The sequence below is a fragment of the Salaquimonas pukyongi genome (assembly GCF_001953055.1).
Taxonomy (GTDB): domain Bacteria; phylum Pseudomonadota; class Alphaproteobacteria; order Rhizobiales; family Rhizobiaceae; genus Salaquimonas; species Salaquimonas pukyongi.
This window is the reverse complement of sequence record NZ_CP019044.1, coordinates 655,716-677,072: the sequence shown is the minus strand read 5'-3', so window position 1 is coordinate 677,072 and position 21,357 is coordinate 655,716. Positions and strand designations below refer to the sequence as shown.

The window sequence follows — 21,357 nt, the reverse complement described above, 5'->3', positions numbered from 1 at the left end:
TTCATGTCAACTGCCGGAACCTGCTGCCTGAACACCATTGCCTGAAACAAGGTGCGCCGCCATGCTGACCTATACGCTCATTTTGACCATCCTGCTGGCGATGTTTCTTTATTCGCTGTTCAGCGCATCGATCAGCCGAAGCATCTTGACGCTGCCGATCCTGTTTGTGGCTTTCGGTTATGGAGTATCAGAGCCCTTGCGTGCGGCCGCCGACCCGGTGCTGTTGCACGAAGGAAAGCGGCTTCTGGCGGAAATCACCCTCATCCTCGTGCTGTTTTCCGATGCCAGCCACGTGCAGTTCAAACGCATTCGCGAATGCTGGCAGATATCGGCACGCATGCTGTTGATCGGCCTGCCGCTGAGCATCGTGCTCGGTGCTGTGACCGCCATGCTGCTGAACCCTGAATCGGGATTTGCCATGGCGCTGCTCACGGCGGCGCTGCTTACCCCCACCGATGCGGCGCTGGGCCAGCCGGTGGTTTCCAATTCCGCGGTCCCGGCCAGATTGAGCCAGACGATCAATGTCGAAAGCGGGCTGAATGACGGCCTTGTGCTGCCCTTCGTTCTTCTGGGCGCCATTCTCGCATCGGCCGGAATGAACGAGGTACATCCTGACGGGCTTGCACTTTCCACGCTCACCCAGATCGTATTGGGACCGGTGGCCGGAATTGCCATTGGCTGGGGCGCTGCCCGTTCGATGGATTGGGCACAGAACCGTGACCTGACGGCAGAATCGGCTGCAGGCGTGGTGTTTCTTACCACGGCTTTCGCCGCCTACATTCTTTCGTCCGCCATCGGCGGCAACGGATTTATCGCCGCCTTTGCCGCCGGCATGACGTTCGGCAACACGTTCCGCCATGACATAAGGTTCATCTCCGAGTTCATGGAAGGCGTCGGCCTGGTCCTGACCATGGCCGCCTTTCTGGTATTCGGCGCGTTCCTGCTTCCCGATGGCCTTGCCCACGCATCGACCAAGGCAGTGATCCTCGCCCTGCTCTTTTTGACGGTCGTGCGCATGCTGCCAGTTTTCCTGTCTCTTGCCGGCACGGGGCTACCGGTAAGGGAGAAACTGTTTTTGGGCTGGTTCGGGCCGCGCGGGCTGGCTTCGATCCTGTTTACCCTCATCATCCTGGACGAATTCGAACTGCCCAATGAGCCGGAATTGCTCGCCTGCGTTTCCATGACCGTCGCAGTTTCGGTCGTCCTGCACGGCATCAGCGCCACACCCCTTGCCAATCGCATCGGCAAACAGAAAGACTGAAATTTTCCGGTGGCGCTACATTGGCGGCAGGGCCAGCGGCCAACGCCCCAGATCGATATGCCGGCTACAACCGACAAGGCTCCTGACCAGAACAAAGTCCCTTACCGTCCAGCAAATCGGCGCATCAAGGCAGATTTCAGGAACGGGGCTGCGGTCCCATAACAAGGTAAGGTGGGGCGTGAATTTTCCCCGCCCCCACCAAAGCCCTGACCTGACCAATTCACGGATCAGATTTCTGCGCAGGCTTGAAGCCGGACTGGCGCCGGAACTACAGCGCAGCACAATTGCCCGGCGCTCGCCCCTGCCGAAAGCGCACAACCGGTCGAAACCGATGTCGAAACCGTGTACCCGCACCCGTGCCGCAGCACGCAATGCGGTGGCGATGTCGCCCTTTCTGGGGCCGCGCCTGGACATCGCCGGACACAAAGACACGTGCAACCGATTGGCGTCATAGGGTCGGCCGGACAAGCCATTGTGCCGCCGGCACTGACGCGCAAGTTCCACCGCCGCATCAGCAGCCGGACCATCGGGGCGGAGAGCAAAATAGAAAAGGTCGTGCTGTGGCGGCGGTTCGAACCGCAAGGAAATCTGTGTTTCCTGCATGGTTGCATCTATCGCTTCAGTTCATCTGTTCACTATATGTTCTTATTCTCGCGGCGCTGTGTCAACAAGTGTGCCGGACTTCGGCTGGCTGTTATTCCCACTCGATGGTGCCGGGCGGCTTGGAGGTCACGTCATAGACGACGCGGTTGATGCCGCGCACTTCGTTGATGATCCGGGTGGCGGCCTTGCCCAGGAATTCCATGTCGTAGTGATAGAAATCCGCCGTCATGCCATCGACGGAGGTTACCGCCCTAAGTGCGCAGACATATTCATAGGTGCGCCCGTCGCCCATGACACCGACGGTCTGGACCGGCAGCAGAACCGCAAAGGCCTGCCAGATGGCATCGTAAAGGCCGGCTTTTCTGATCTCGTCCAGATAGATGGCATCGGCTTCCTGAAGAATGCGGATTTTTTCACGGGTTACTCCGCCCGGCAGGCGGATTGCGAGGCCAGGTCCGGGAAAGGGATGCCGGCCGATGAAGCTGTCAGGCAGACCAAGCTCACGGCCAAGAGCTCTGACCTCGTCCTTGAAGAGTTCGCGCAGGGGCTCGACCAGCTTCATGTTCATGCGCTCGGGAAGGCCGCCCACATTGTGATGGCTCTTGATCGTCACCGACGGCCCGCCGGTAAAGGAGACGCTTTCGATGACGTCCGGATAAAGCGTGCCCTGGGCCAGAAAGTCAGCACCGCCGAGCTTCCTGGCTTCCTCCTCGAAGACATCGATAAAGAGCTTGCCGATGGTTTTGCGCTTTACCTCCGGATCGGCTTCACCTTCCAGTGCACCGACAAAGGTATCGGCAGCGTCCACATGGACGAGCGGAATGTTGTAGTGTTCGCGGAACATGGAAACGACCTCTGCCGCCTCGTCCTTGCGCATCAGCCCGTGGTCGACCAGGATGCAGGTCAGCTGATCGCCCACCGCCTCGTGGATCAAAAGTGCGGCAACGGATGAATCGACACCGCCGGAAAGGCCGCAGATCACCCTGCCCTTGCCCACCTGATCACGGATCGCGGCAATGGCCTGCTCCTTGTAGGCAGCCATGGTCCAGTCGCCCTTGAGCCCGGCGATCTTGTGCACGAAATTGGAGATCAGCTTGGCGCCGTCGGGCGTGTGCACCACTTCGGGATGAAACTGGACGGCATAATAGCGGCGTGCCTCGTCAGCCGTTGCCGCATAGGGGGCATTGGGAGAAGCGGCGATAACTTCAAAGCCCTTCGGCAGCTGCGTTACCCGGTCGCCGTGGCTCATCCAGACCTGGTGGCTTTCGCCGGCTTCCCAAACCCCCTCAAAAAGCGCCGAAGGCCGGACTACTTCGACGAAGGCACGGCCGAACTCCCGGTGATGGCCGCCTTCCACCTTGCCGCCCAGTTGCGCGCACATGGTTTGCTGACCATAGCAGATGCCCAAAACGGGCAGGCCGCTGTCAAAAACGACCTCCGGCGCGCCTGGGCTGTCCGTCTCGGTGGCCGAGGCAGGCCCGCCCGACAGGATCACCGCCTTTGGCTTTAACCGCTTGAAACCTTCTTGCGCCGACTGGAAGGGTACGATCTCGGAATAAACGCCTGCTTCCCGGACACGGCGGGCGATCAGCTGGGTGACCTGACTGCCGAAATCGACGATGAGAACGGTATCGGGATGGGAAGTAAGCGCATCGGGCATGGAGGAACCTTCCTTCAAAAGGTGCCCTTAGCCGGATACGGCCCATGGTGCAATTGCCGCGCTGCCGCTTCTCACAAAATGTCACCTGCCGCGATTGCTGCCTCGATGCGATCCACCGCGTCTGCCAGCTTCTCGTCGACCACATGCAGATACTGTTTCCAGTCGTCCACATGGGCAAGTTCTTCCGCACCATCTGAAATGCCGCGCAGGCCGGTCAGCGGCCTGCCAAAGGCCATGCAGGCACGCAGCACCGCAAAGCTCTCCATGTCGACCATCTCGGCATTGACTGCCTCATAGGCAGCACCCGAAACGATGTTGGCGCCGGTCGACAGGCTGGCGGACGGAATGCCGGGAACCTGCATCGTCAATTCGACCACGCCGGGAAGATCGAGAAACGGGGTTACGCCCTTTTCAAATCCAAGGGGGACGCATCCATATCCCGATAGCTGACGGAAGATGCCTGATAGACTTCCGTCTGGGGCAGTGTGGCAGAACCTGCCGAACCCAGGGACACGACCAGATCGGGCAGCAGGTCTTCATGCTTGAGGCGGCCCAGGGCAGCGGCAAGCTGAACGGCCGCCTCCACCGGGCCAACCCCGGTGATGAGCGGTGTGAACCGCTGCGCTAGATGTTCGCCAAATTCGGCTTCCGCCGCCATGACGTAGAGGACCGACTTTCCTGCAACGCTTTTGAGTTTCATTGCGCAGCCTTCAGTTCAAACTCGATATGGCCGCGTTCAGCATCGCCGCAAAGGATACCCACAAAAGATATGGAACAAACAGCCAGGAAGCGAGCGGTACTTCCTTCCGTGTTTCGCCGGTAAAGGAAAGAATTAACAAGAGCAGGATCATGATGACGGCCAGCGCAAGCTCAATCTGTTTCGCGCCGAAGAAGACTGCCGTCCACGCGCCATTGAGGATGAGCTGTGCAAACCAGACCCTTACCGCACCAGATTTCGGGTTCCGCCGCCAGGCCAGCGCACCGGCGAAGCCGATCATGATGTAGAGCACCGTCCAGACCGGACCAAACACCCAGTTGGGCGGGTTGAAAAACGGCTTGTTCAGTTCCCCATACCATTCGCCCACCGGGAACAAAAAGGACATGGCAAACCCGACCCCCAGGGCAAGGGTGACAAAGACAATGACAGGTCTGATGAGGGCAGGTCTGGCGAGGGTCATCCGCTTTTCCTTCAACTGCCTATTTGGAGCGCTGCATTACCGCAAAGAAGAAGCCGTCCGTGCCGGTCGAAGCGGGTGTCAGCGTGATGCATTTCATGTCCGAGGACCAGGGCTTTGCCTTGTCGAAACCGAACAAATCCTGCCAGACCTCACCAGCCGACAGCAGCTCCCAGCCTGCATGGCGCTCGCAGAACGCATAGGCCTGCTGCTCGTTCTCCTCGGCGAAGACCGAGCAGGTGACATAAGCAAGATAGCCTTCCGGGCGGACATATCGGGCTGCTTCGTCCAGCGCCGCCGCCTGCTCGTCCATTCGCGTTTCCAGCATGGCGGGCGTCAACCGCCATTTGGCATCCGGGCGCCGCCGCCAGGTTCCCGAACCGGTGCAGGGCGCATCCACCAATACCCGGTCCATGCGCCCTTCAAGGGGCGAAAGATCATCTCTGGGAGCCCGGGGGGAATGGACCTGCACATTACGCACCCCGGCACGCTTGAGCCGCTCGAAAATCGGAGCAAGGCGGTTCTTGTCGGCATCATGGGCGTGGACCTGGCCACGATTTTCCATCCCTGCGGCAAGTGCCAGCGTCTTGCCTCCACCACCGGCGCAATAGTCGAGCACCTGTTCACCACGACGCGCGAACACCAGATCGGCGGCGATCTGGCTGCCCTCGTCCTGGATTTCGAACCAGCCCTTCTGATAGGCGGGCTCGGCCTGCACATTCGGCAGGCGGCGCGCGCCCTTGCCCGGCGCAATTCGAATGCCGTTGCGGGCAATCGCGGTATTTTTTGCGCCGGTGGAAGAAAGCGCCCTGATCACCTTGTCCCGGTCTGCCTTCAGCGTATTGACGCGAAGATCAAGCGGCGGGCGGGCGGCAAGGGCCTTGGCCTCTGCGACCCACTCCTCTTCAAATGCCTCCTCAAAGGAGGGAACACACCATTCTGGTACATCCGCCTCGACATGGGCATCGGCAAAGGCCGTGTCCTTGCTTTCTGCCGCCAGCAGTTTTTCTTCCGGGATCGCTGGGGCGAAGCGGTCACCCTGGAAAGCTTCGCGCAATTGCTCCAGTCCGACATCCCAGTCGCGCTGCAAAGTGAGAAAGACGGCCGCATGGGGGCTATCGTCACCCATCAGCCATGCAGCGGAGGCCTGCTTGCGCAGTGTATCATAGACAAGATTGCCGATCGCAGAGCGGTCGCCGGAACCGGCAAAGCGGTGCGACAGCCCCCAATCGCGAAGCGCCTGTGCCGCCGGCCGCTTGCGCGCTGCCATATCCTCCAGGACTTCAATCGCCGCTTGTACCCTTCCGCCCAGACGCACAGGCCTATCCCTGTGCGAACAGCAGGGCTGAAAGGACGAATTCAGCCAGCATGAGCAGGATTATCTGCACGCTGCGAAAAAACAGGCGGCGGCGGCGAAACACATTGTGACGCCCCGTCATTTCCTGCAGGTGCAAATAGCGGAAAACAACAAAGGCAAAGGCCAGGAGGACGGTGAGCCAACTGGTCACCTTGAGCGCAAGACTTGCCGCCACAAGGGCATAGAAGATAACCGGCAGTTCGAACTGGTTTGCCACGGCACGCGAAAAGACCCGCAATTCATCCGGTTCATCGCGGGTTGCCTTGAAGGTTTCCGGCTCGACCTTTCCTGCCTTGATGGCAGCAATGCGGGCCTTCGACAGTTTCGAATAGGCGACAATCGTCAGAACGATCTGAGCCGCAAAAGCCAGGCACAGCAGTTTGACCTTCAGATCGGGCGCATACGCCCAGAGCTCCATCAAGATGTCCATCAGGCCATTCCTAGTTTCGGTGGTAGTTGGGGCTTTCGCGGGTAATCGTGATGTTGTGGGCGTGACTTTCGGTCAGGCCGGCGCCGGTGATCCGAACAAAGGTGGCCTTTTCCTGGAAGTCGGTAATCGACGTCCCGCCGACATAGCCCATGGCGGCCCGCAAGCCGCCGGCAAGCTGGTGTATGACGTGGGAAGCTGCCCCCTTATAGGCCACCTGCCCTTCAATCCCTTCGGGAACAAGCTTGTGGGTATCGCTGACTTCAGCCTGGAAATAACGGTCTGCAGAACCGCGCGCCATGGCGCCAACCGATCCCATGCCGCGATAGGCCTTGTAGGACCGGCCCTGATGCAGATAGACCTCGCCGGGGCTTTCCTCGGTGCCTGCCAGCAGGGATCCCACCATTACCACCGAGGCGCCGGCGGCGATGGCCTTGGCCAGATCGCCGGAATACTTGATGCCGCCATCGGCGATGACCGGAATGCCGCTGCGGTTTGCAACCTCCACTGCCGACATGATGGCCGACAGCTGGGGAACGCCGACACCGGCAACAATGCGTGTGGTGCAAATGGAGCCTGGTCCGATGCCGACTTTCACGGCGTCGGCACCGGCATCGATCAACGCCTTGGTGCCCTCTGCCGTTGCGACGTTACCGGCAACGATGCGTACGGCATTGGACAGCTTCTTGACCCGCGTCACGGCGTCCAGCACGCGCTGGGAATGCCCGTGGGCAGTATCGACCACCACCATGTCGGCACCGGCATCGATCAGGCGTTCGGCGCGCTCATGACCATCGTCGCCAACGCTGGTGGCTGCAGCGACCCGCAGGCGGCCCTGCCCGTCCTTGGCGGCGTTGGGGTTGAGTTGCGATTTTTCCATGTCCTTGACGGTGATCAGGCCGATGCAGCGGCCTTCGGCATCGGTTACCAGCAGTTTTTCGATCCGGTGCTGGTGCAGCAGTTTGCGGGCATCGTCCTGGCTGACGCCGTCGCGAACGGTGATCAGGTTCTCCTGGGTCATCAATTCGCTGACCTTCTGCTTCGGATTTGAGGCAAAGCGGACATCGCGGTTGGTCAGAATGCCGATCAGCTTGCCGGTAACGTGGCCGCCCGACCCGCCGTTTTGAACAACCGGAATGCCGGAGATGCCGTTGCTTTTCATCAGGCCAAGGGCATCCTCCAGCGTCGCTTCCGGACCGATGACCAGCGGATTGACCACCATGCCCGATTCGAATTTCTTGACCTGGCGAACTTCTTCGGCCTGTTCGGCCGGAGTCAGGTTGCGATGGATCACCCCCATGCCGCCGGCCTGCGCCATGGCAATGGCCAGCCGCGACTCGGTCACCGTATCCATTGCCGCCGACAGAATCGGCAGGTTCAGGTCGATGCCATCTGCCACCCGGGTGCGAATATCCACCTGCCCGGGCATCACCCGGGAATGGCCCGGCTGCAGCAATACGTCATCGAAGGTGAGCGCTATCTCACCGGTGGAAGTGTGAATAATACTGGACATTGCCAACCTGTTAGGAACCGCTTTGGATGGGACAGCCGAAGCTCCGCGGCTGCTTGAATGGCAGGCGACGGGACATGCACGTCAGGGCCTGCGGATTGGCAAGGGTGGTTACCACGGCGCCAGGCACAGTGCAAAGCCTATTCGCGCCGAGTACCCAAAATTCAGGCCAGCGGTGTTGAGGCCGTGAAGGCGGCGAAGTTACGCGGTCAGCGGAGAATGCGATAAACGCGAAGGCGGTCTTCCAAAGGGGAAACAAGCTCCAGCCATGGGGGTACGGAACCCGACCGCAGACGCATGCCCAAGGCGCCCGGTTTTGTTTTTCGGGCGGGCGTTTGCGAGATATTGGTACGCGGATCGCGCTGACAGTAAACCAGATAATCGGCACCGCGCCTTGCTGCAATCTGCCTGGCAGTTTCGTCATCAGCGGCGAAGAAATCCAGTGTGTCCAGTATAGCCTGTTCGTTGCGGTGATAATTGCCGCCGACCACCGAATGGTGTGTGAAGACAAGGATCGGCGGGCCTGAACCCAGATCGTTCATCACGATACCGGCGGGCAGGGATGCCAAATCGGCATAATCGCCTTGATGGTTGCAGAACCTGCGAATCGGGCGTTCTTTCTGCCATGACGGCGCAGCAGCATTGGCGACCACTGTTTGCTTGTTACCTGGGAAAACAAAACCGGCAGTAAGCAGCCAGACGGGCGTCAGCAGCGGAAGACAGGCTATCGCGGCCATCGCGGTGCTTGAAAGGCTGGCCGTTCCGGTCGCCGCAAGAATACGCCGCCGAACAAGGTCCGCCAGAACGACGCAGAGCGGCACCGCTGCGAAAACCCCGATCCGCAGCGCCCGGACCTGCAGAAAGGAAAGCAGGAGGCTGATGGCAAGAATGGAGAGGACGGGCAAAATGGCATTGCCGATTATTCCCTTCACACGCAGCCAGACGCCGGCAACCAGCAGGATTGCCAGATAAAGGGGGACGGCAAGCTGCGCTTTGCCGAACATTTCTACGAAATCAATCAACCCCTTGGCTTCGGAGATTCTGGCCAGCCAGCGGGCCGTCAACTCAGCGCTCAAAGTGCCATAGGGACCGCCAATGCACTGGGGATAGGCGAGCCAGACAACAAGCCCGCACAGGCTTGCAGCAAGCGCGCCGGCTGACAGGCGAATCACCGTGCTGCCCAGTTGCGATGATGTGAGCCTTTCTGCCGGCAGCGCCGGCAACAGGACAAAGGCTGCGCAAACTGCACCCATTGCCGCAAGATAGACAATCGAAATGGAATCACAGCGTGCGATGAACCAGGCAGAGGGCGCAACCGCAAGGGGATAAAGCGCAAGCAACGAAACTGAAGCGGAAAGTCCAAGATGCCGTATGGCGGCTCCTGCGTCCGGCATGCCGAAAGCCCAGGCAAGTCCCACGCAGCCGAACAGCAGAACCACAAGAGGCAGGTTGTCGAGGCCAATCACGAGGGACAGGGAGACGGCAAGGCCTGCCAGCAAAATACCCCATTTTTTGTCTGCAGCAATCAATCCCAATACGGCAAGAAACACCAGCAGGGCCTGAACGTTATGGTGGTCGATCCTGCCGGGGGCGAACATGGTTAGCGCGGCAATGTTGCTGACCGCAAAGAACACCGTGACCAGCCGGTTGGCGGACGGCCAGATGCGCTCAACGATGGCGACAAGAGTCATCAGGGTCGCGAAAAGCACCAATGCTGGCCAGATCAGGGCGGCGATACGGAAGGCAACAGCCTGCCCGGCGACCGGTTCCATCAAGACGGCGATGGCAGCGATGGGCACATCGATCAACCGTGACCAGTGCAGGTCCGCTCCAAGGGGAGCGTTCATCCGTGAAACGGACACGTCGTACCATGCCTGGCCCTGAAGCCAGTTCTGCACCTGATGAAGACGCAGAAAATCATCCGGGTCAGGCATCGCGCCCTGGCTGAACAACGCCGTCAGCGGATTGATGAACCAGGCGGCATAATACAATGCAATCCATACGGCCATGCGCAAGACGGACACGCGAGCCGGTTTGAGGTTTTCGCCCGCCGGACTGCCGATGGTAGCGCTTGGTCCCTGCTGTAGCATGATTTAGATCCAATTGAATTTGCCGCCGGCGCAATCGATTTGGCTCACGGTTCGGCGCAGGGACAGATTCGGCTATTCAATTTAAGATTTGATTTACGGCGAATGGCTACTGTGTGCGCACAAATCCATCTGTCATGTGCGTAGAGTTCGCTCTGGCAGGGCGCCACCGGCAACACAATCAGAAACACAGGGCAGAACCAGCAGGGCAGAACCAGCAGGGCGGAACCAGCAGGCGAATTATGCTACAGCTTTCAAAAGCAGAGAAAACCGAGATGACCAAGGCAGCGCAAAAGGCAAAGGAAATGCGCATTGCAGTCCTCGTTCCGTGCAAGAACGAGGAAGTGACGATTGCCAAGGTGATCAAGGACTTCAAGAAGGCGCTGCCTGCAGCCGCCGTCTACGTCTACGACAACAATTCGACCGACGACACGGCAGCTGTTGCCAGCAAGGCCGGAGCTGTGATCGGCTATGAAAGCCGGCCCGGCAAGGGCAATGTGGTTCGGCGCATGTTTGCCGAGATCGATGCCGATATCTACATCATGGTCGATGGCGATGACACCTATGATGCCGCCAATGCGCCGCTTCTGGTCAGCAAGCTGATCAACGAGCGGGCCGATATGGTGGTGGGTGCGCGCATCGGCGCCGACACCGATCATCAACGGCGCGGCCATGCCGCGGGCAACCGGTTGTTCAACCTGCTTTATACGTCCCTGTTCGGCCGCGAGTTCAGCGATATTTTTTCAGGCTATCGCGCCTTTACCCGCCGTTTCGTGAAGAGTTTTCCTGCAGTCTCCGCCGGTTTCGAGATTGAAACCGAGCTTTCCGTCCACGCGTCGCAGCTGCGCCTGCCGGTCGCAGAACTTGCGCTGGAATACAAGGACCGGCCGGAAGGCTCCGAAAGCAAGCTTTCAACGGTCCGCGACGGGTTGCGCATCCTCAAGACGATCATCGTGCTGTTGAAGGAATACAAGCCTTTCTGGTTTTTCGGGGCAATCGGCCTTGCCGGCATCCTGTTTGCCTGCGCACTAGCGTTTCCCCTGATCATCGAATACAGCCGCAGCGGTTTTGTAACGCGGCTGCCCACGGCAATTCTTGCCACCGGTATCGTGATCGTTTCGATGCTCACCATTACCGCCGGCGTGGTGCTCGATTCAATTCGCCGCATGCGCGCGGAGATCAAACGCATGTTCTACAACATGACCCGCACCCGGGCTGGAGAATAAGCCATGCGGCTTGACCTGGCCCTGTTGATCATCGTGCCGGTGATGATTGCCTTTGGCCAGTTCCTGTTCAAGATGGCAGGGCGCCAGTTAAGCGGCAATCTTGCGCGCGATCTTTGGAGCATCGCCTTCAACCCTTATTTCATCGGGGCAATGGCGCTTTACGGCATCGCCTCGTTCTTGTGGGTGATCGCCGTCTCCAAAACCGATATTTCCCGCGCCTACCCATTCATGGCGTCGGGCTTCGTCATTGTGCCGATCATCGGGTACTTTCTGCTTTCCGAGCAGCTCAACCCGACCTTCTTCTTCGGCACAGCATTGATCGTTGCCGGCATTTTGGTCATCAGCCACGCCTGATCTGAATCCAAGATCAGCAAGGGGCCGGCGCGCAACCGGCCTCTGCCTACATCCCCAGACCACCGACACAGACATATTTGGTTTCCAGATAGTCCTCGATGCCCTGATGGCCGCCTTCACGGCCAAGCCCCGATTCCTTGAAGCCGCCAAAAGGAGCTTCCACCGTGGTGATCACCCCCTCATTCACCCCTACAAGCCCGTATTCCAGGGCTTCTGAAACCCGGAAGGCACGGCCCAGGTCACGGGTGTAGAAATAGGCGGCAAGCCCGTATTCGGTGTTGTTGGCAAGGTCGATCGCCTCTTCCTCGGTCTTGAATTTGTAGACCGGGGAGATCGGCCCGAAAATCTCCTCTTTGGTGAACTTCATGCGCGGTTTGGCATTGGCAATGACGGTCGGCTCGAAGAAACTGCCGCCCAGTTCATGCCGCTTGCCGCCGGCGACGATCTTGCCGCCCTTTTTTGTGGCATCGGCAATCATCGCCTCCACGGTTTCCACCGCCTTCATGTCGATCAGCGGGCCCTGCTGCACCCCTTCTTCAAGCCCGTTGCCGACCTTTAGTTCCCCGGCGGCGGCAGCGAGCTTATCGACGAACTTGTTGTAGATCTTCGACTGAACGTAAAACCGGTTGGTGCACACACAGGTCTGGCCGGAATTGCGGTACTTGGCGGCGATTGCCCCCTCCACCGCACGGTCGATGTCGGCATCGTCGAAGACGATGAAAGGCGCGTTTCCACCCAGTTCCATGGAAACCTTCTTGACGGTACCCGCGCACTGTTTGAGCAATTGCTTGCCGACTGCAGTGGAACCGGTGAAGGTTACCTTCTTCACCTTGGCGTTGCGGGTGATTTCGCCGCCGATTTCGGAAGCCGAGCCGGTGACGACGTTGATCACGCCGGGCGGAATGCCCGCCTCTTCGGCCAGCAGGCCCCAGGCGATGCCGGAATATGGCGTCTGGGAAGCCGGCTTTACAACGCTGGTGCAGCCAGCGGCTATGGCCGGGCCGATCTTGCGGGCCAGCATGGAGGACGGGAAATTCCATGGTGTGATCGCAGCAATCACGCCGACCGGCTGCCTGGTTACCATGATGCGGCGGTCGGCCCAGGGAGAGGGAACAAGATCGCCATAACTGCGCCGCGCCTCCTCTGCAAACCACAGAACATAGCCGGCGGACATGCCGACTTCACCGCGCGCTTCAAACAGCGATTTGCCCTGTTCCTGGGTCAGCAGCTGGGCGAGCGCTTCCTGATTGTCCATGATCGCGTCATGCAGGCGGCGCAGCATTTTCGAGCGCTCCAGCGCGGTGGTCTTGCGAAAGGTGGCAAATGCCTGAGCCGCCGCATCAATGGCGCGGGCGGTTTCCGCCTTTCCGGACCTGGGAACCGTGCCGATGGTCTCACCCGTTGCCGGATTGTTGACGGACAGCGTTTCGCCGCTGTCAGCATCCACCCATTCGCCGCCGATCAGATTCTTTTCTTTCAAATATGCGTTGGAATTTGCCAGCATCATCAGTTCTCCGCATTATGATCGTGTTGGTGCAAAAATGGTTCATGGTCTGCCGTGCAGAATGGCACGGAATAAAACCTGATTGAAGCGCAGGCAGCAACCCAGCACACGAAGGCGCTACTTGGCAGCATCCGCCCTTTCCTTGCGCGGCGGTTTGTCCCGGGATGTGCCTGCACGCTTCGGCTCAGTGTCAGGCTGGGATCCTGGGCCGGGCTTCTGTCCTGGGCCGGACCGGGATTCCGTTGCGCTCTTTTCGGCTTCTTGCAGAAACCCTTCAGGCGGCGGTGGGCATTCGCGGAAGATGCGTGCCGTACAGGTAGCACAAATATCCTGATCAAGCACCGGCACGATCTCGGCGATCGCATCGCCCTTGGAGGTGTGAACGTGTTCGGTGGAAAGGGCTTCTGAGACGTGAAAGCGGTCAAGGCGCTTGATGGCCGCAACCTGTTTTGCCTGGACGTGGAAAGAGCCGCCCCGGCGCTTGCGGCGGCGTGCTTCCTCGATCAGCAGTTCGGCAGCGGGCAGGTCAATCTCCCCTACCCCCTTGACCATGAACAGCATGTGCTTTTGTCTGGCGCGCTTGCGCTCGATCTCGCGGAACTTGCGGCGAACATGCTCCACCGAACCGAAATAGAATGGCCCGTCCATGCGCACGAACACCATCTGCGGACACTCCACCAGCCCATGGGTTTCGGAATTGCGGAACACGCGATGCGTCGTATTGGGGTCCGGGGCACCGATGCCGATGAAGGGATGCGCCGACTTGTTGAGAAAGATCAGGAAGGACAGCATCACACCGATATAGATGGCGAACTCAAGATCGATGAACAGCGTCGAAACGAAGGTGATCATTGCAATCGAGGTTTCGGCACGGCTGGTGTTCATGATGTGCCACAGCTCCCGGAAATCGATCAGCTTCCAGGCGACCAGGATGATCACACCTGCCATTGCCGGAATCGGCACATAGGCAAACAGCGGCGCCACAAAAATCAGGATCAAAAACAGGAAGGCGGCAGCGAAAATGGCGGCAAGGGGGGTTGCAGCGCCCACCTCGTAATTAAGCCCCGAGCGGGTGAACGATCCCGAAGCTGCATAGCACTGGAAAAATGCTCCAAAGGTATTTGAAACGCCCTGACCGATGAATTCCTGGTTGCCGTCGAGTTCCTGACCGGACTTGATGGCAATGGCACGTGCGATGGAGACGGCCTCAAGCAGGCCGACCAGGGCGATGGCGAAGGCTGCCGGGGCAAGATCGCCCATCAGATTGATGTTGAAGGAAGGGGCGGAAAACTCCGGAAAGACCGAGGGAATGGCACCGACCAGATTGACGCCGTTTTCCTCGCCCTTCAACGCCACGCTGGCGAAGGAGCCGGCAAGCAAGGCAAACAGGTAATTCGGCAATCTGGGAAAATACCTTTTCGATACAACGGCGACCGCAAGCGCGATGAAGGCAATCAGGGCCGAGCGCCAATCCGTTGCGGCGACATTGTGATAGGCGGCCACTGCATAATCGACCATGTCGTCTGGCCTGGGCAACTCGATCCCGAGGGCGTGTTTTATCTGGCTCAAGGCAACCAGCGTGGCAGCGCCGGCCATGAAGCCTACCATCACCGAATGGGAGACGAAGTCGACCAGGGCGCCAAGGCGTGCCAGGCCGAGCGCAAGCTGGAAAATTCCCACCAGAAGAGTGAGCGTTATGGCCGCCTGAATCCACTGGCCCGATCCCGGCTCGAACGAACCGGACAGGGCACCGAAAACGAGTGCGGAAATCGCCGTGGTGGGACCGGAGACCACATGCCAGGACGAGCCGAAAAGCGCCGCGACGACCGGCGTGATCATCGCAGTATAAAATCCGTATTCCGGCGGAAGGCCGGCAATGGCTGCAAACGCGACTGCCTGGGGAAGCACGATTGTGGCCCCCGTCAATCCGGCATAGACATCGGACCGCAGGGCCTGGCCGTTGATCATGCTGCGCCATTCGAGGAATGGCAGCAGGCGCTGCAGGGATACTCCCTGAAGGTATGCTACCAGATCTCTAGGGCGGAAGCCAGCCATGGTGATTACGTCCAAAAAAACAGGAAATCAGCCAGTGTCCGCGGGAGGCCGGCATCGCAGACTTCCCGCGCAACGGATATCCAATTCCTGCCCGTATAGTCCCCGACGGCCCGCCGGGAGTAGTGCCAGATGGTTCAAACCGTTTTGGCGAACGGGTGTTGCGGTAGTGTGGCGCCGGTTCAGCTGTGCATTCCACCCGTTACCCCAAAAAGGGTGGAGGACGGTTGCAGCCTGCCTGCGGAAACGCAAATCCGGATTGCCAGCAGGACCTAACGTCAAGACATGCGCCTTTGACCGGCGAGAATCAACCCCAAAACCGCCAATGTGATGGCCATCAGCGCATACAGGAAAAGGTCGAGCCTTCCGCCGACCAGCAAGGCGATGACACCAGAGAAAACAGCGGAAAAAAGCCGGCTTGCCGACTCAACAAAAGAGGACACGAAACCGGCGATGGCGCCATGGGGGTCGAGCGACAACGCCATGCAGTTTGCCGCCATGGTCAGAAAACTGGTGGCAAACAGGATCATGGTGAAGGACAGGAGATAGGCATCGAGCACACCGGCGAACCAGAAAACCAGCATCAGCGCAACCGAGGCAACGGCAATCATGCCGCCCGTAAACAGGGCAAACTGCGGACCGCGTCGATGGATCAGGGCGCGGTTGAAATACTGTCCGATGATGATGCCAATGCCGTGTATGGCAAAAAGGACGGCAAACAGTGCGCCCTCAATGGCGAACTCCTCCCTGTAGATGCGGGGAACGGAAATCAGGATCAGCATCATCAGGCTCATGACGGGCCCAAGCAGCAGGCCGTAAAACCGCGACTGCCGGTTGCGCATGACAGCAACAGCGTTCGCAAGCAGGGTCGAAAGGCGGGTGGCACGCGGATCGGTCCTGGCGATGGTCTCGGGCAGGAACGCCATGCCGACCAGCAAAAGCAAAAGACCGAACAGCAAAATTGCAGCGAAAATCATCCGCCAGCTTCCGAACTGCATGAAGGCTACGCCGGCAAGGGGTGCCACGATCGGACCAAAGGCAAACACCATGGTTGCCAGGGCGATGTTGGCGGCAAGCTGGCGGCCGGAGAAAAGGTCACGCAAAATGGCGCGTGCGACTACCGGGCCGCCGGAGGCCCCAAGCCCCTGAACTGCCCGGCCTGCAAGCAGCATGGCCGCATTTTCCGCAAACAGGCACAAAACGGTTCCCGCGGCAAAAGCTGCCAGCCCCGACATCAGAACCGGACGCCGCCCGAACCGGTCCGACAGGGGACCGGTGAAGAGCTGCCCGATGCCGATGAACGCAAGGAATACCGGCACCGCCATCTGTATGGCGCTGTAGTCGGCGTTGAGGTCAGCCGCCATCAGCCCGAAGGCAGGCAGAAGAATATCGACGGAGAAGGCAGACACGCTGAGCAGCAGGCCGCAATAGATGATGATCTGAAGTGGTGTCACGGAGGAATACCCGCCAGGTGAACGCAAAGTCCTGCTGTAGCGAATTGAAAAGCAGAGCGAAAGCAAAAGGCAAAAAGAGATGTTCACCATTGCGGGCCGGCAATTGACTAGACCGGGCAATGGCCTTCATTAAGAAGCCATGGCGATTGTCCGTCTTTCCGATTCCATGATCAACCAGATTGCCGCCGGCGAGGTCGTCGAGCGGCCCGCAAGCGTTGTCAAGGAACTGGTGGAAAACGCCATCGATGCCGGCGCTTCCCGCATCGACATCGTTACGGCGGAAGGCGGCAAGGCGCTAATCCGCATTTCCGACAATGGCAGCGGCATGACGCGCAACGATCTGGCGCTTGCCGTTGAGCGCCATTGCACCTCGAAGCTGGCGAACGACCTGCTCGATATCAGTACGCTTGGCTTTCGCGGAGAAGCGCTGCCCTCCATCGGCTCCATTGCAGAATTGCGCATTCTTTCGCGGGCAAAGGACGAACCCAATGCCTGGCAGATTTCCGTCGACAATGCGAACGTTCACCCCGTCAAGCCCGGCGCGCTTTCAGCCGGAACAGTTATTGAAGTACGCGATCTGTTTTCGCGCGTTCCGGCACGGCGCAAGTTTCTGAAGTCGGACCGTGCAGAAACAAACGCAATCACCGAAACCGTCAAACGCATTGCGCTTGCCTTTCCCGGCATTCATTTCACGCTTGGCGGCGGTGACCGCAGCGCACTGGACTGGCCAGCCGGCACCATGCGCGACCGCATCCGCCAGATTGTTGGCCGGGAATTTCTCGATAACGCAATGACGGTGGAGGCAGAACGCGAAGGCATTGTAATGCGCGGGTTTGCGGGCCTTCCGACCTTCAACCGGGGCAATGCCCTCAACCAGTTCTTTTTCGTCAACGGCAGGCCGGTGCGCGACAAACAGCTCATGGGCGCGGTGCGTGGCGCGTATTCCGATTTTCTGCTGCGGGACCGGCATCCGGTCCTGGTGCTGTTTCTCACCGTGCCGCCGCAGGAAGTGGATGTTAATGTTCATCCGGCCAAGGCAGACGTGCGCTTTCGCGATGCAGCGCTGGTGCGCGGCCTGCTGGTCGGAAGCCTGAAACGGGCCATTCTCGATGCCGGGCATCGTGCCTCAAGCGAAGGCGGCGCGGGAATGGCTGCAGCGTTCCGGCCAGGATTTTCCAGCCCGCAGGCACCGGCATTTAAGCCTGGCAGCTACCATGCCCCGCTCAACGACCCTTCACCTGCGCAAGATGCCGCTGCATTCCCGCCGGCGGCCTCCCCTTATGCAGACAACGGATTTGGCGAGGCTCCTGCAGCATATCAGCCGGAAATGGACAGCTTTTCCCAGCCTTCCGGCAATGCGGCCGCCGTGCAAGATGAACCGGCAGAAGGAGCACAGCGCCATCCGCTGGGAGCGGCCAGAGCGCAGTTGCACAAGAACTACATCATCGCGCAGACCGAACGGGGGCTGGTGATCGTCGACCAGCATGCAGCTCACGAACGAATTGTCTATGAAGCGCTGAAGGTAGGCCTGAAGGACGGGCTACCCTCGCAAATGCTGCTCATTCCCGAAATCGTCGACCTGCCTGAAGAGGACGCTGCAAGGCTGGCGGAAGCAGCCGACGAACTTTCCGCGCTTGGGCTCACCATCGAACAGTTCGGCCCGGGGGCAATTGCCGTGCGGGAAACGCCGGCCATGCTTGGCGAGGTCGATGCCCAGGCGCTTGTTCGCGATCTTGCGGACGAACTTGCCGAATGGGGATCGGCCCAGGGACTGCGCGACCGGCTTGAACATGTTGCAGCCACCATGGCCTGCCACGGCAGTGTGCGGTCTGGCAGGTTGCTCAAGCCCGACGAAATGAACGCGCTGCTGCGGCAGATGGAAGTGACCCCCAATTCCGGCCAGTGCAATCACGGCAGGCCGACCTGGGTGGAGCTTGATCTGAAGGACATTGAACGCCTGTTCGGGCGGTAACCAGCAATCTACCGGCTGCGATGCTTGCACGGTCTGGCCTGACACTCTAAATGGTAGGCTACTGACAAGGCGGAGAACGCGATCATGCTGGAACCGGGCTCCAGAGAAGCAAAAATACGCTATGGCGATGCCGACTTTGACGTGATTTCGCCAGGCTCCTTTGTGCGCTGCGCGGTGACCGGCAAACCGATCCCGATTGATGAACTCAAATACTGGTCGGTTGACCGCCAGGAGGCTTATGTTGACGTGGCTGCTTCCGTGCGGCGCGAACAGGGTCTTGCCTGATCTCAGCCGGCAGCTTCCAGCCCATCTTCCGGTTTTTTTGCAGATTCCAGTTGGCGCTTTTCGAAGCGCTGCAAGGTAGCATCGATGATGCGCTCATCGGTGCCATTATCGGCAAAGGCCAGCTCAATTTCGGCAACGGCGCTCGCCTTGGCAAGGCGTTCCTGTGCCTCGCCCATGCCCCTGAGGCGTACATGGTCCTTGGCGGTGGTTACCAGTTCCGCGTTTGTCAGCTTGGCGCGGTCCAATAATTCAGTAACATCGTCGCGGGAAAACAGATGGTGATCGCCAAATGCCCTGACCATGGCCAACTGCCCGCCTGCCCCGACCAGGCTGTCGAAAAACTTCTGCGGATCGGCGATGCCGGAATAGGCAAGCAGTGATTTCCCCTTCCAACGGGCGGCGTCGAGCATCTTGTAACGGCCCTGATAGACCGGCTTTCCGGCACGCGCTGCCATGCGCACCGCCGATTGTGCACCTGCGTCGTCGCCAATCACCAGAATGGCATCGGCAAGCGGCAACTGGTCCTTCATGCGTACGCGCAGCGGGCCGGCCGGCATGGCAAAACCGTTGCCGATGCCGCGCCGGGAATCGACGACGACCAGCGCATAGTCCCGCTTCAGGCGCGGGTTTTGAAAGCCGTCATCCATGATGATGAAGTCGCAGCCCAGTTCGACCAGCATTTGTGCGCCGGTAAGCCGGTTGGAGGAAATCACCGTTGTCGCCGAACGGGCAAGCAGCAATGGTTCATCACCCACATCCCCGGCATTGTGGCGACCGAGCTCCACCTGAGCGGGGCCGGAAATCCTGCCGCCATAACCGCGCGAGAGAAACCCCGGTTTGAAACCGCGTTTTCTGACCGTTTCAGCCAGAGCCAGGGCGGTCGGCGTCTTTCCACCACCACCGGCAACAAAATTGCCGACGCATAAAACCGGCACGTCGACAGCGCCTGACGACCGCGCATGCATTGCCAGGGCCGCAGCTCTTGAATAGAGGATGGAAAACGGCGCCATCAACCAGGCCTTTACCCCCGGCGGTTCGAACCAGAACGGTGGCGTTTCGTTAATCGCCATTTCCGATGTCCTCGAGTTTGCGCTTTACCGTCAGCGGGAAGACATAGGAATCCAGCACGTCGATCGTGCGGTCGAGCGCACCGCGCATGTCGCGTACGGTGTCCTGGGCTGCCTGGATCATCCGTTCGCACTCATCTGGATTGCTCAGAAGAAATTCAAGGTTGGCAGCCAGCATGTCGCCATCCTCAACCAGCCGCACCGCCTTGCGCGATAACAGGCTGCGGTAGGAATCGCGAAAGTTTGTTACATGCTTACCCGACAGGATCGCATTGCCGATGGCTGCCGGTTCCAGAGGGTTCTGGCCGCCATATCCTGCCAGGCTTCTGCCCATGTAGACAATCGGCGCCATGCGCAGATAAAGCCCCATCTCGCCGATCGTATCTCCCAGATAGACATCGGTGATGGCGCGGATCGCCTCCTTGCGGCTGCGCCTTGCGACATCCAGCGACAGGCCCTGTGCCAGCGCCTCGATCTCATCACCGCGTTCAGGATGGCGGGGAACCAGAATAAGCAGCAATTGGGGAAATGCAGGCTTCAGCCGCTTGAACACATCGAGCAGGATCTGCTCCTCACCGCGGTGGGTGCTGGCGGCAATAAAGGCAGGGCGGCCGGTGAGATGACCTGCAACGCGGCGCAGTTCCGCCTCGTCATATGGCAGTTCCTTGGTGTCGACCTTCAGATTGCCGGAAATAACAACCGGCCTTGCCCCGAGTTTGCGGTAGCGCTCGGCATCGAGCGAGGATTGGGCGATCACATGGGAAAAACTCTCAAACAGGGCCGAGGCAACCTGAGGGGCGTTTTTCCAGCGTGCATAGGATTTGTCCGACATGCGGGCATTGACCAGCACATGCGGGATGCGGCGGTGCCTCAAGCGCTCGATACAGGTCGGCCAGATCTCCGATTCGGTGAATACCGCGAGATCCGGTTTCCAGTGGTCGAGAAACCGGTTGACGGCCTGTTCCAGATCGAGCGGCACATATTGATGAAACGCCCCTCTGGGCAGCCGCTTTGCCACTACCTTGGCGGAAGTGACGGTGCCGGTTGTCATGACCGCATGGACGCCATGGGCGTGTACCCGCTCGATCAGTGCCAGAACCGCCATGGATTCGCCGACACTGGCGGCATGAAACCAGACCAGGGGGCCGGCAGGCCGCTCGGTACTGGGATAGCCATAGCGCTCATAGCGGCGGGCGCGATCTTCCTTGCCGCGCCGGGCCCTGAGGGCAAGAAACGGTCCCATGAACGGATAGATCAGCCGGCCGAAACGCCGGTATCCGCCAAGGGTGAGGCGGGTGATGAGATCATTCATCGCCAAGCCGCAAACTCCCCTTGCCGCGCAATCCTGCTGCTGTATCCATCC

The 21,357-nt window shown here is 59.7% G+C and carries 17 protein-coding genes and 1 pseudogene; 5 read left to right on the top strand and 13 right to left on the bottom strand.

The annotated features are described in order from the left end of the window. Window positions 1-61: 61 nt before the first annotated feature. A complete protein-coding gene (locus BVL55_RS03280) occupies window positions 62-1,261 on the top strand; it encodes a cation:proton antiporter (RefSeq protein WP_075995714.1) in 1,200 nt (399 codons plus the stop codon). Between the two features lie 15 nt (window positions 1,262-1,276). Here the strand turns inward: BVL55_RS03280 and BVL55_RS03275 are convergent, their stop codons facing one another. The 8 genes and pseudogenes from BVL55_RS03275 to BVL55_RS03240 all read right to left on the bottom strand — a co-directional run bounded on the left by BVL55_RS03275 (window position 1,277) and on the right by BVL55_RS03240 (window position 10,083). Next, window positions 1,277-1,864, bottom strand: coding sequence for a 2'-5' RNA ligase family protein (locus tag BVL55_RS03275; RefSeq protein WP_075995713.1), 588 nt, complete (start codon window positions 1,862-1,864; stop codon window positions 1,277-1,279). A gap of 91 nt (window positions 1,865-1,955) precedes the next feature. Further along, on the bottom strand, window positions 1,956-3,524 hold the full coding sequence (gene guaA, locus BVL55_RS03270) for a glutamine-hydrolyzing GMP synthase (RefSeq protein ID WP_075997851.1): 1,569 nt from the start codon (window positions 3,522-3,524) through the stop codon (window positions 1,956-1,958). Window positions 3,525-3,595: 71 nt separating this feature from the next. After that, window positions 3,596-4,224: pseudogene (locus tag BVL55_RS03265) on the bottom strand (5'-methylthioadenosine/S-adenosylhomocysteine nucleosidase). 10 nt (window positions 4,225-4,234) lie between these two features. Next, entirely contained in the window at window positions 4,235-4,702 is a 468-nt protein-coding gene (locus tag BVL55_RS03260) for a TspO/MBR family protein (RefSeq protein WP_075995712.1), read from the bottom strand. Window positions 4,703-4,721: 19 nt separating this feature from the next. Beyond that, window positions 4,722-6,017, bottom strand: coding sequence for an RsmB/NOP family class I SAM-dependent RNA methyltransferase (locus BVL55_RS03255; RefSeq protein ID WP_075995711.1), 1,296 nt, complete (start codon window positions 6,015-6,017; stop codon window positions 4,722-4,724). 4 nt (window positions 6,018-6,021) lie between these two features. Beyond that, a complete protein-coding gene (locus BVL55_RS03250) occupies window positions 6,022-6,486 on the bottom strand; it encodes an MAPEG family protein (protein WP_075995710.1) in 465 nt (154 codons plus the stop codon). A gap of 10 nt (window positions 6,487-6,496) precedes the next feature. Then, the gene (gene guaB / locus BVL55_RS03245) at window positions 6,497-7,996 is read right to left on the bottom strand and encodes an IMP dehydrogenase (protein ID WP_075995709.1); all 1,500 of its coding nucleotides are present in this window, start codon (window positions 7,994-7,996) and stop codon (window positions 6,497-6,499) included. Between the two features lie 206 nt (window positions 7,997-8,202). Further along, a complete protein-coding gene (locus BVL55_RS03240; RefSeq protein WP_156892399.1) occupies window positions 8,203-10,083 on the bottom strand; it encodes a hypothetical protein in 1,881 nt (626 codons plus the stop codon). Between the two features lie 272 nt (window positions 10,084-10,355). On the opposite strand from BVL55_RS03240, the gene BVL55_RS03235 reads away from it, so the two are divergent. Both BVL55_RS03235 and BVL55_RS03230 read left to right on the top strand, forming a co-directional pair. After that, a complete protein-coding gene (locus tag BVL55_RS03235; RefSeq protein WP_244530581.1) occupies window positions 10,356-11,306 on the top strand; it encodes a glycosyltransferase in 951 nt (316 codons plus the stop codon). A 3-nt stretch (window positions 11,307-11,309) separates the two neighbouring features. Continuing rightward, the gene (locus BVL55_RS03230; protein ID WP_075995706.1) at window positions 11,310-11,660 is read left to right on the top strand and encodes an EamA family transporter; all 351 of its coding nucleotides are present in this window, start codon (window positions 11,310-11,312) and stop codon (window positions 11,658-11,660) included. 46 nt (window positions 11,661-11,706) lie between these two features. Here the strand turns inward: BVL55_RS03230 and BVL55_RS03225 are convergent, their stop codons facing one another. The 3 genes from BVL55_RS03225 to BVL55_RS03215 all read right to left on the bottom strand — a co-directional run bounded on the left by BVL55_RS03225 (window position 11,707) and on the right by BVL55_RS03215 (window position 16,670). Further along, window positions 11,707-13,164: an NAD-dependent succinate-semialdehyde dehydrogenase gene (locus tag BVL55_RS03225; RefSeq protein ID WP_075997850.1), complete on the bottom strand. Its 1,458-nt coding sequence runs from the start codon at window positions 13,162-13,164 to the stop codon at window positions 11,707-11,709. 117 nt (window positions 13,165-13,281) lie between these two features. Next, entirely contained in the window at window positions 13,282-15,219 is a 1,938-nt protein-coding gene (locus tag BVL55_RS03220) for a SulP family inorganic anion transporter (RefSeq protein WP_083649613.1), read from the bottom strand. Window positions 15,220-15,494: 275 nt separating this feature from the next. Next, on the bottom strand, window positions 15,495-16,670 hold the full coding sequence (locus BVL55_RS03215) for an MFS transporter (protein ID WP_162841440.1): 1,176 nt from the start codon (window positions 16,668-16,670) through the stop codon (window positions 15,495-15,497). Window positions 16,671-16,809: 139 nt separating this feature from the next. Between BVL55_RS03215 and mutL the strand changes: the two genes are divergently transcribed. Next, entirely contained in the window at window positions 16,810-18,642 is a 1,833-nt protein-coding gene (gene mutL, locus BVL55_RS03210; protein ID WP_075995703.1) for a DNA mismatch repair endonuclease MutL, read from the top strand. Window positions 18,643-18,726: 84 nt separating this feature from the next. Beyond that, window positions 18,727-18,927 (top strand): DUF2093 domain-containing protein, encoded by a 201-nt coding sequence (locus BVL55_RS03205; RefSeq protein WP_075995702.1) that lies wholly within the window; start codon window positions 18,727-18,729, stop codon window positions 18,925-18,927. Between the two features lie 2 nt (window positions 18,928-18,929). Here BVL55_RS03205 and lpxK read toward each other — a convergent pair whose 3' ends face one another. Further along, window positions 18,930-19,997, bottom strand: a complete 1,068-nt coding sequence (lpxK, locus tag BVL55_RS03200) for a tetraacyldisaccharide 4'-kinase (protein ID WP_075995701.1) — start codon at window positions 19,995-19,997, stop codon at window positions 18,930-18,932. After that, window positions 19,987-21,306 carry a 3-deoxy-D-manno-octulosonic acid transferase gene (locus tag BVL55_RS03195; RefSeq protein WP_075995700.1) on the bottom strand — a complete coding sequence of 440 codons (1,320 nt, stop codon included), beginning with the start codon at window positions 21,304-21,306 and terminating at the stop codon, window positions 19,987-19,989. The genes lpxK and BVL55_RS03195 overlap by 11 nt, the downstream gene beginning before the upstream one ends. Between the last annotated feature and the right edge of the window lie 51 nt (window positions 21,307-21,357).

What these genes read in the sequence shown, in the direction of transcription:
- BVL55_RS03280 (WP_075995714.1), top strand. Translation starts at nt 62, where the DNA reads ATGCTGACCTATACGCTCATTTTGACCATCCTGCTGGCGATGTTTCTT.
- BVL55_RS03275 (WP_075995713.1), bottom strand. Translation starts at nt 1,864, where the DNA reads ATGCAGGAAACACAGATTTCCTTGCGGTTCGAACCGCCGCCACAGCAC.
- guaA (WP_075997851.1), bottom strand. Translation starts at nt 3,524, where the DNA reads ATGCCCGATGCGCTTACTTCCCATCCCGATACCGTTCTCATCGTCGAT.
- BVL55_RS03260 (WP_075995712.1), bottom strand. Translation starts at nt 4,702, where the DNA reads ATGACCCTCGCCAGACCTGCCCTCATCAGACCTGTCATTGTCTTTGTC.
- BVL55_RS03250 (WP_075995710.1), bottom strand. Translation starts at nt 6,486, where the DNA reads ATGGACATCTTGATGGAGCTCTGGGCGTATGCGCCCGATCTGAAGGTC.
- guaB (WP_075995709.1), bottom strand. Translation starts at nt 7,996, where the DNA reads ATGTCCAGTATTATTCACACTTCCACCGGTGAGATAGCGCTCACCTTC.
- BVL55_RS03240 (WP_156892399.1), bottom strand. Translation starts at nt 10,083, where the DNA reads ATGCTACAGCAGGGACCAAGCGCTACCATCGGCAGTCCGGCGGGCGAA.
- BVL55_RS03235 (WP_244530581.1), top strand. Translation starts at nt 10,356, where the DNA reads ATGACCAAGGCAGCGCAAAAGGCAAAGGAAATGCGCATTGCAGTCCTC.
- BVL55_RS03230 (WP_075995706.1), top strand. Translation starts at nt 11,310, where the DNA reads ATGCGGCTTGACCTGGCCCTGTTGATCATCGTGCCGGTGATGATTGCC.
- BVL55_RS03225 (WP_075997850.1), bottom strand. Translation starts at nt 13,164, where the DNA reads ATGCTGGCAAATTCCAACGCATATTTGAAAGAAAAGAATCTGATCGGC.
- BVL55_RS03220 (WP_083649613.1), bottom strand. Translation starts at nt 15,219, where the DNA reads ATGGCTGGCTTCCGCCCTAGAGATCTGGTAGCATACCTTCAGGGAGTA.
- mutL (WP_075995703.1), top strand. Translation starts at nt 16,810, where the DNA reads ATGGCGATTGTCCGTCTTTCCGATTCCATGATCAACCAGATTGCCGCC.
- BVL55_RS03205 (WP_075995702.1), top strand. Translation starts at nt 18,727, where the DNA reads ATGCTGGAACCGGGCTCCAGAGAAGCAAAAATACGCTATGGCGATGCC.
- lpxK (WP_075995701.1), bottom strand. Translation starts at nt 19,997, where the DNA reads ATGGCGATTAACGAAACGCCACCGTTCTGGTTCGAACCGCCGGGGGTA.
- BVL55_RS03195 (WP_075995700.1), bottom strand. Translation starts at nt 21,306, where the DNA reads ATGAATGATCTCATCACCCGCCTCACCCTTGGCGGATACCGGCGTTTC.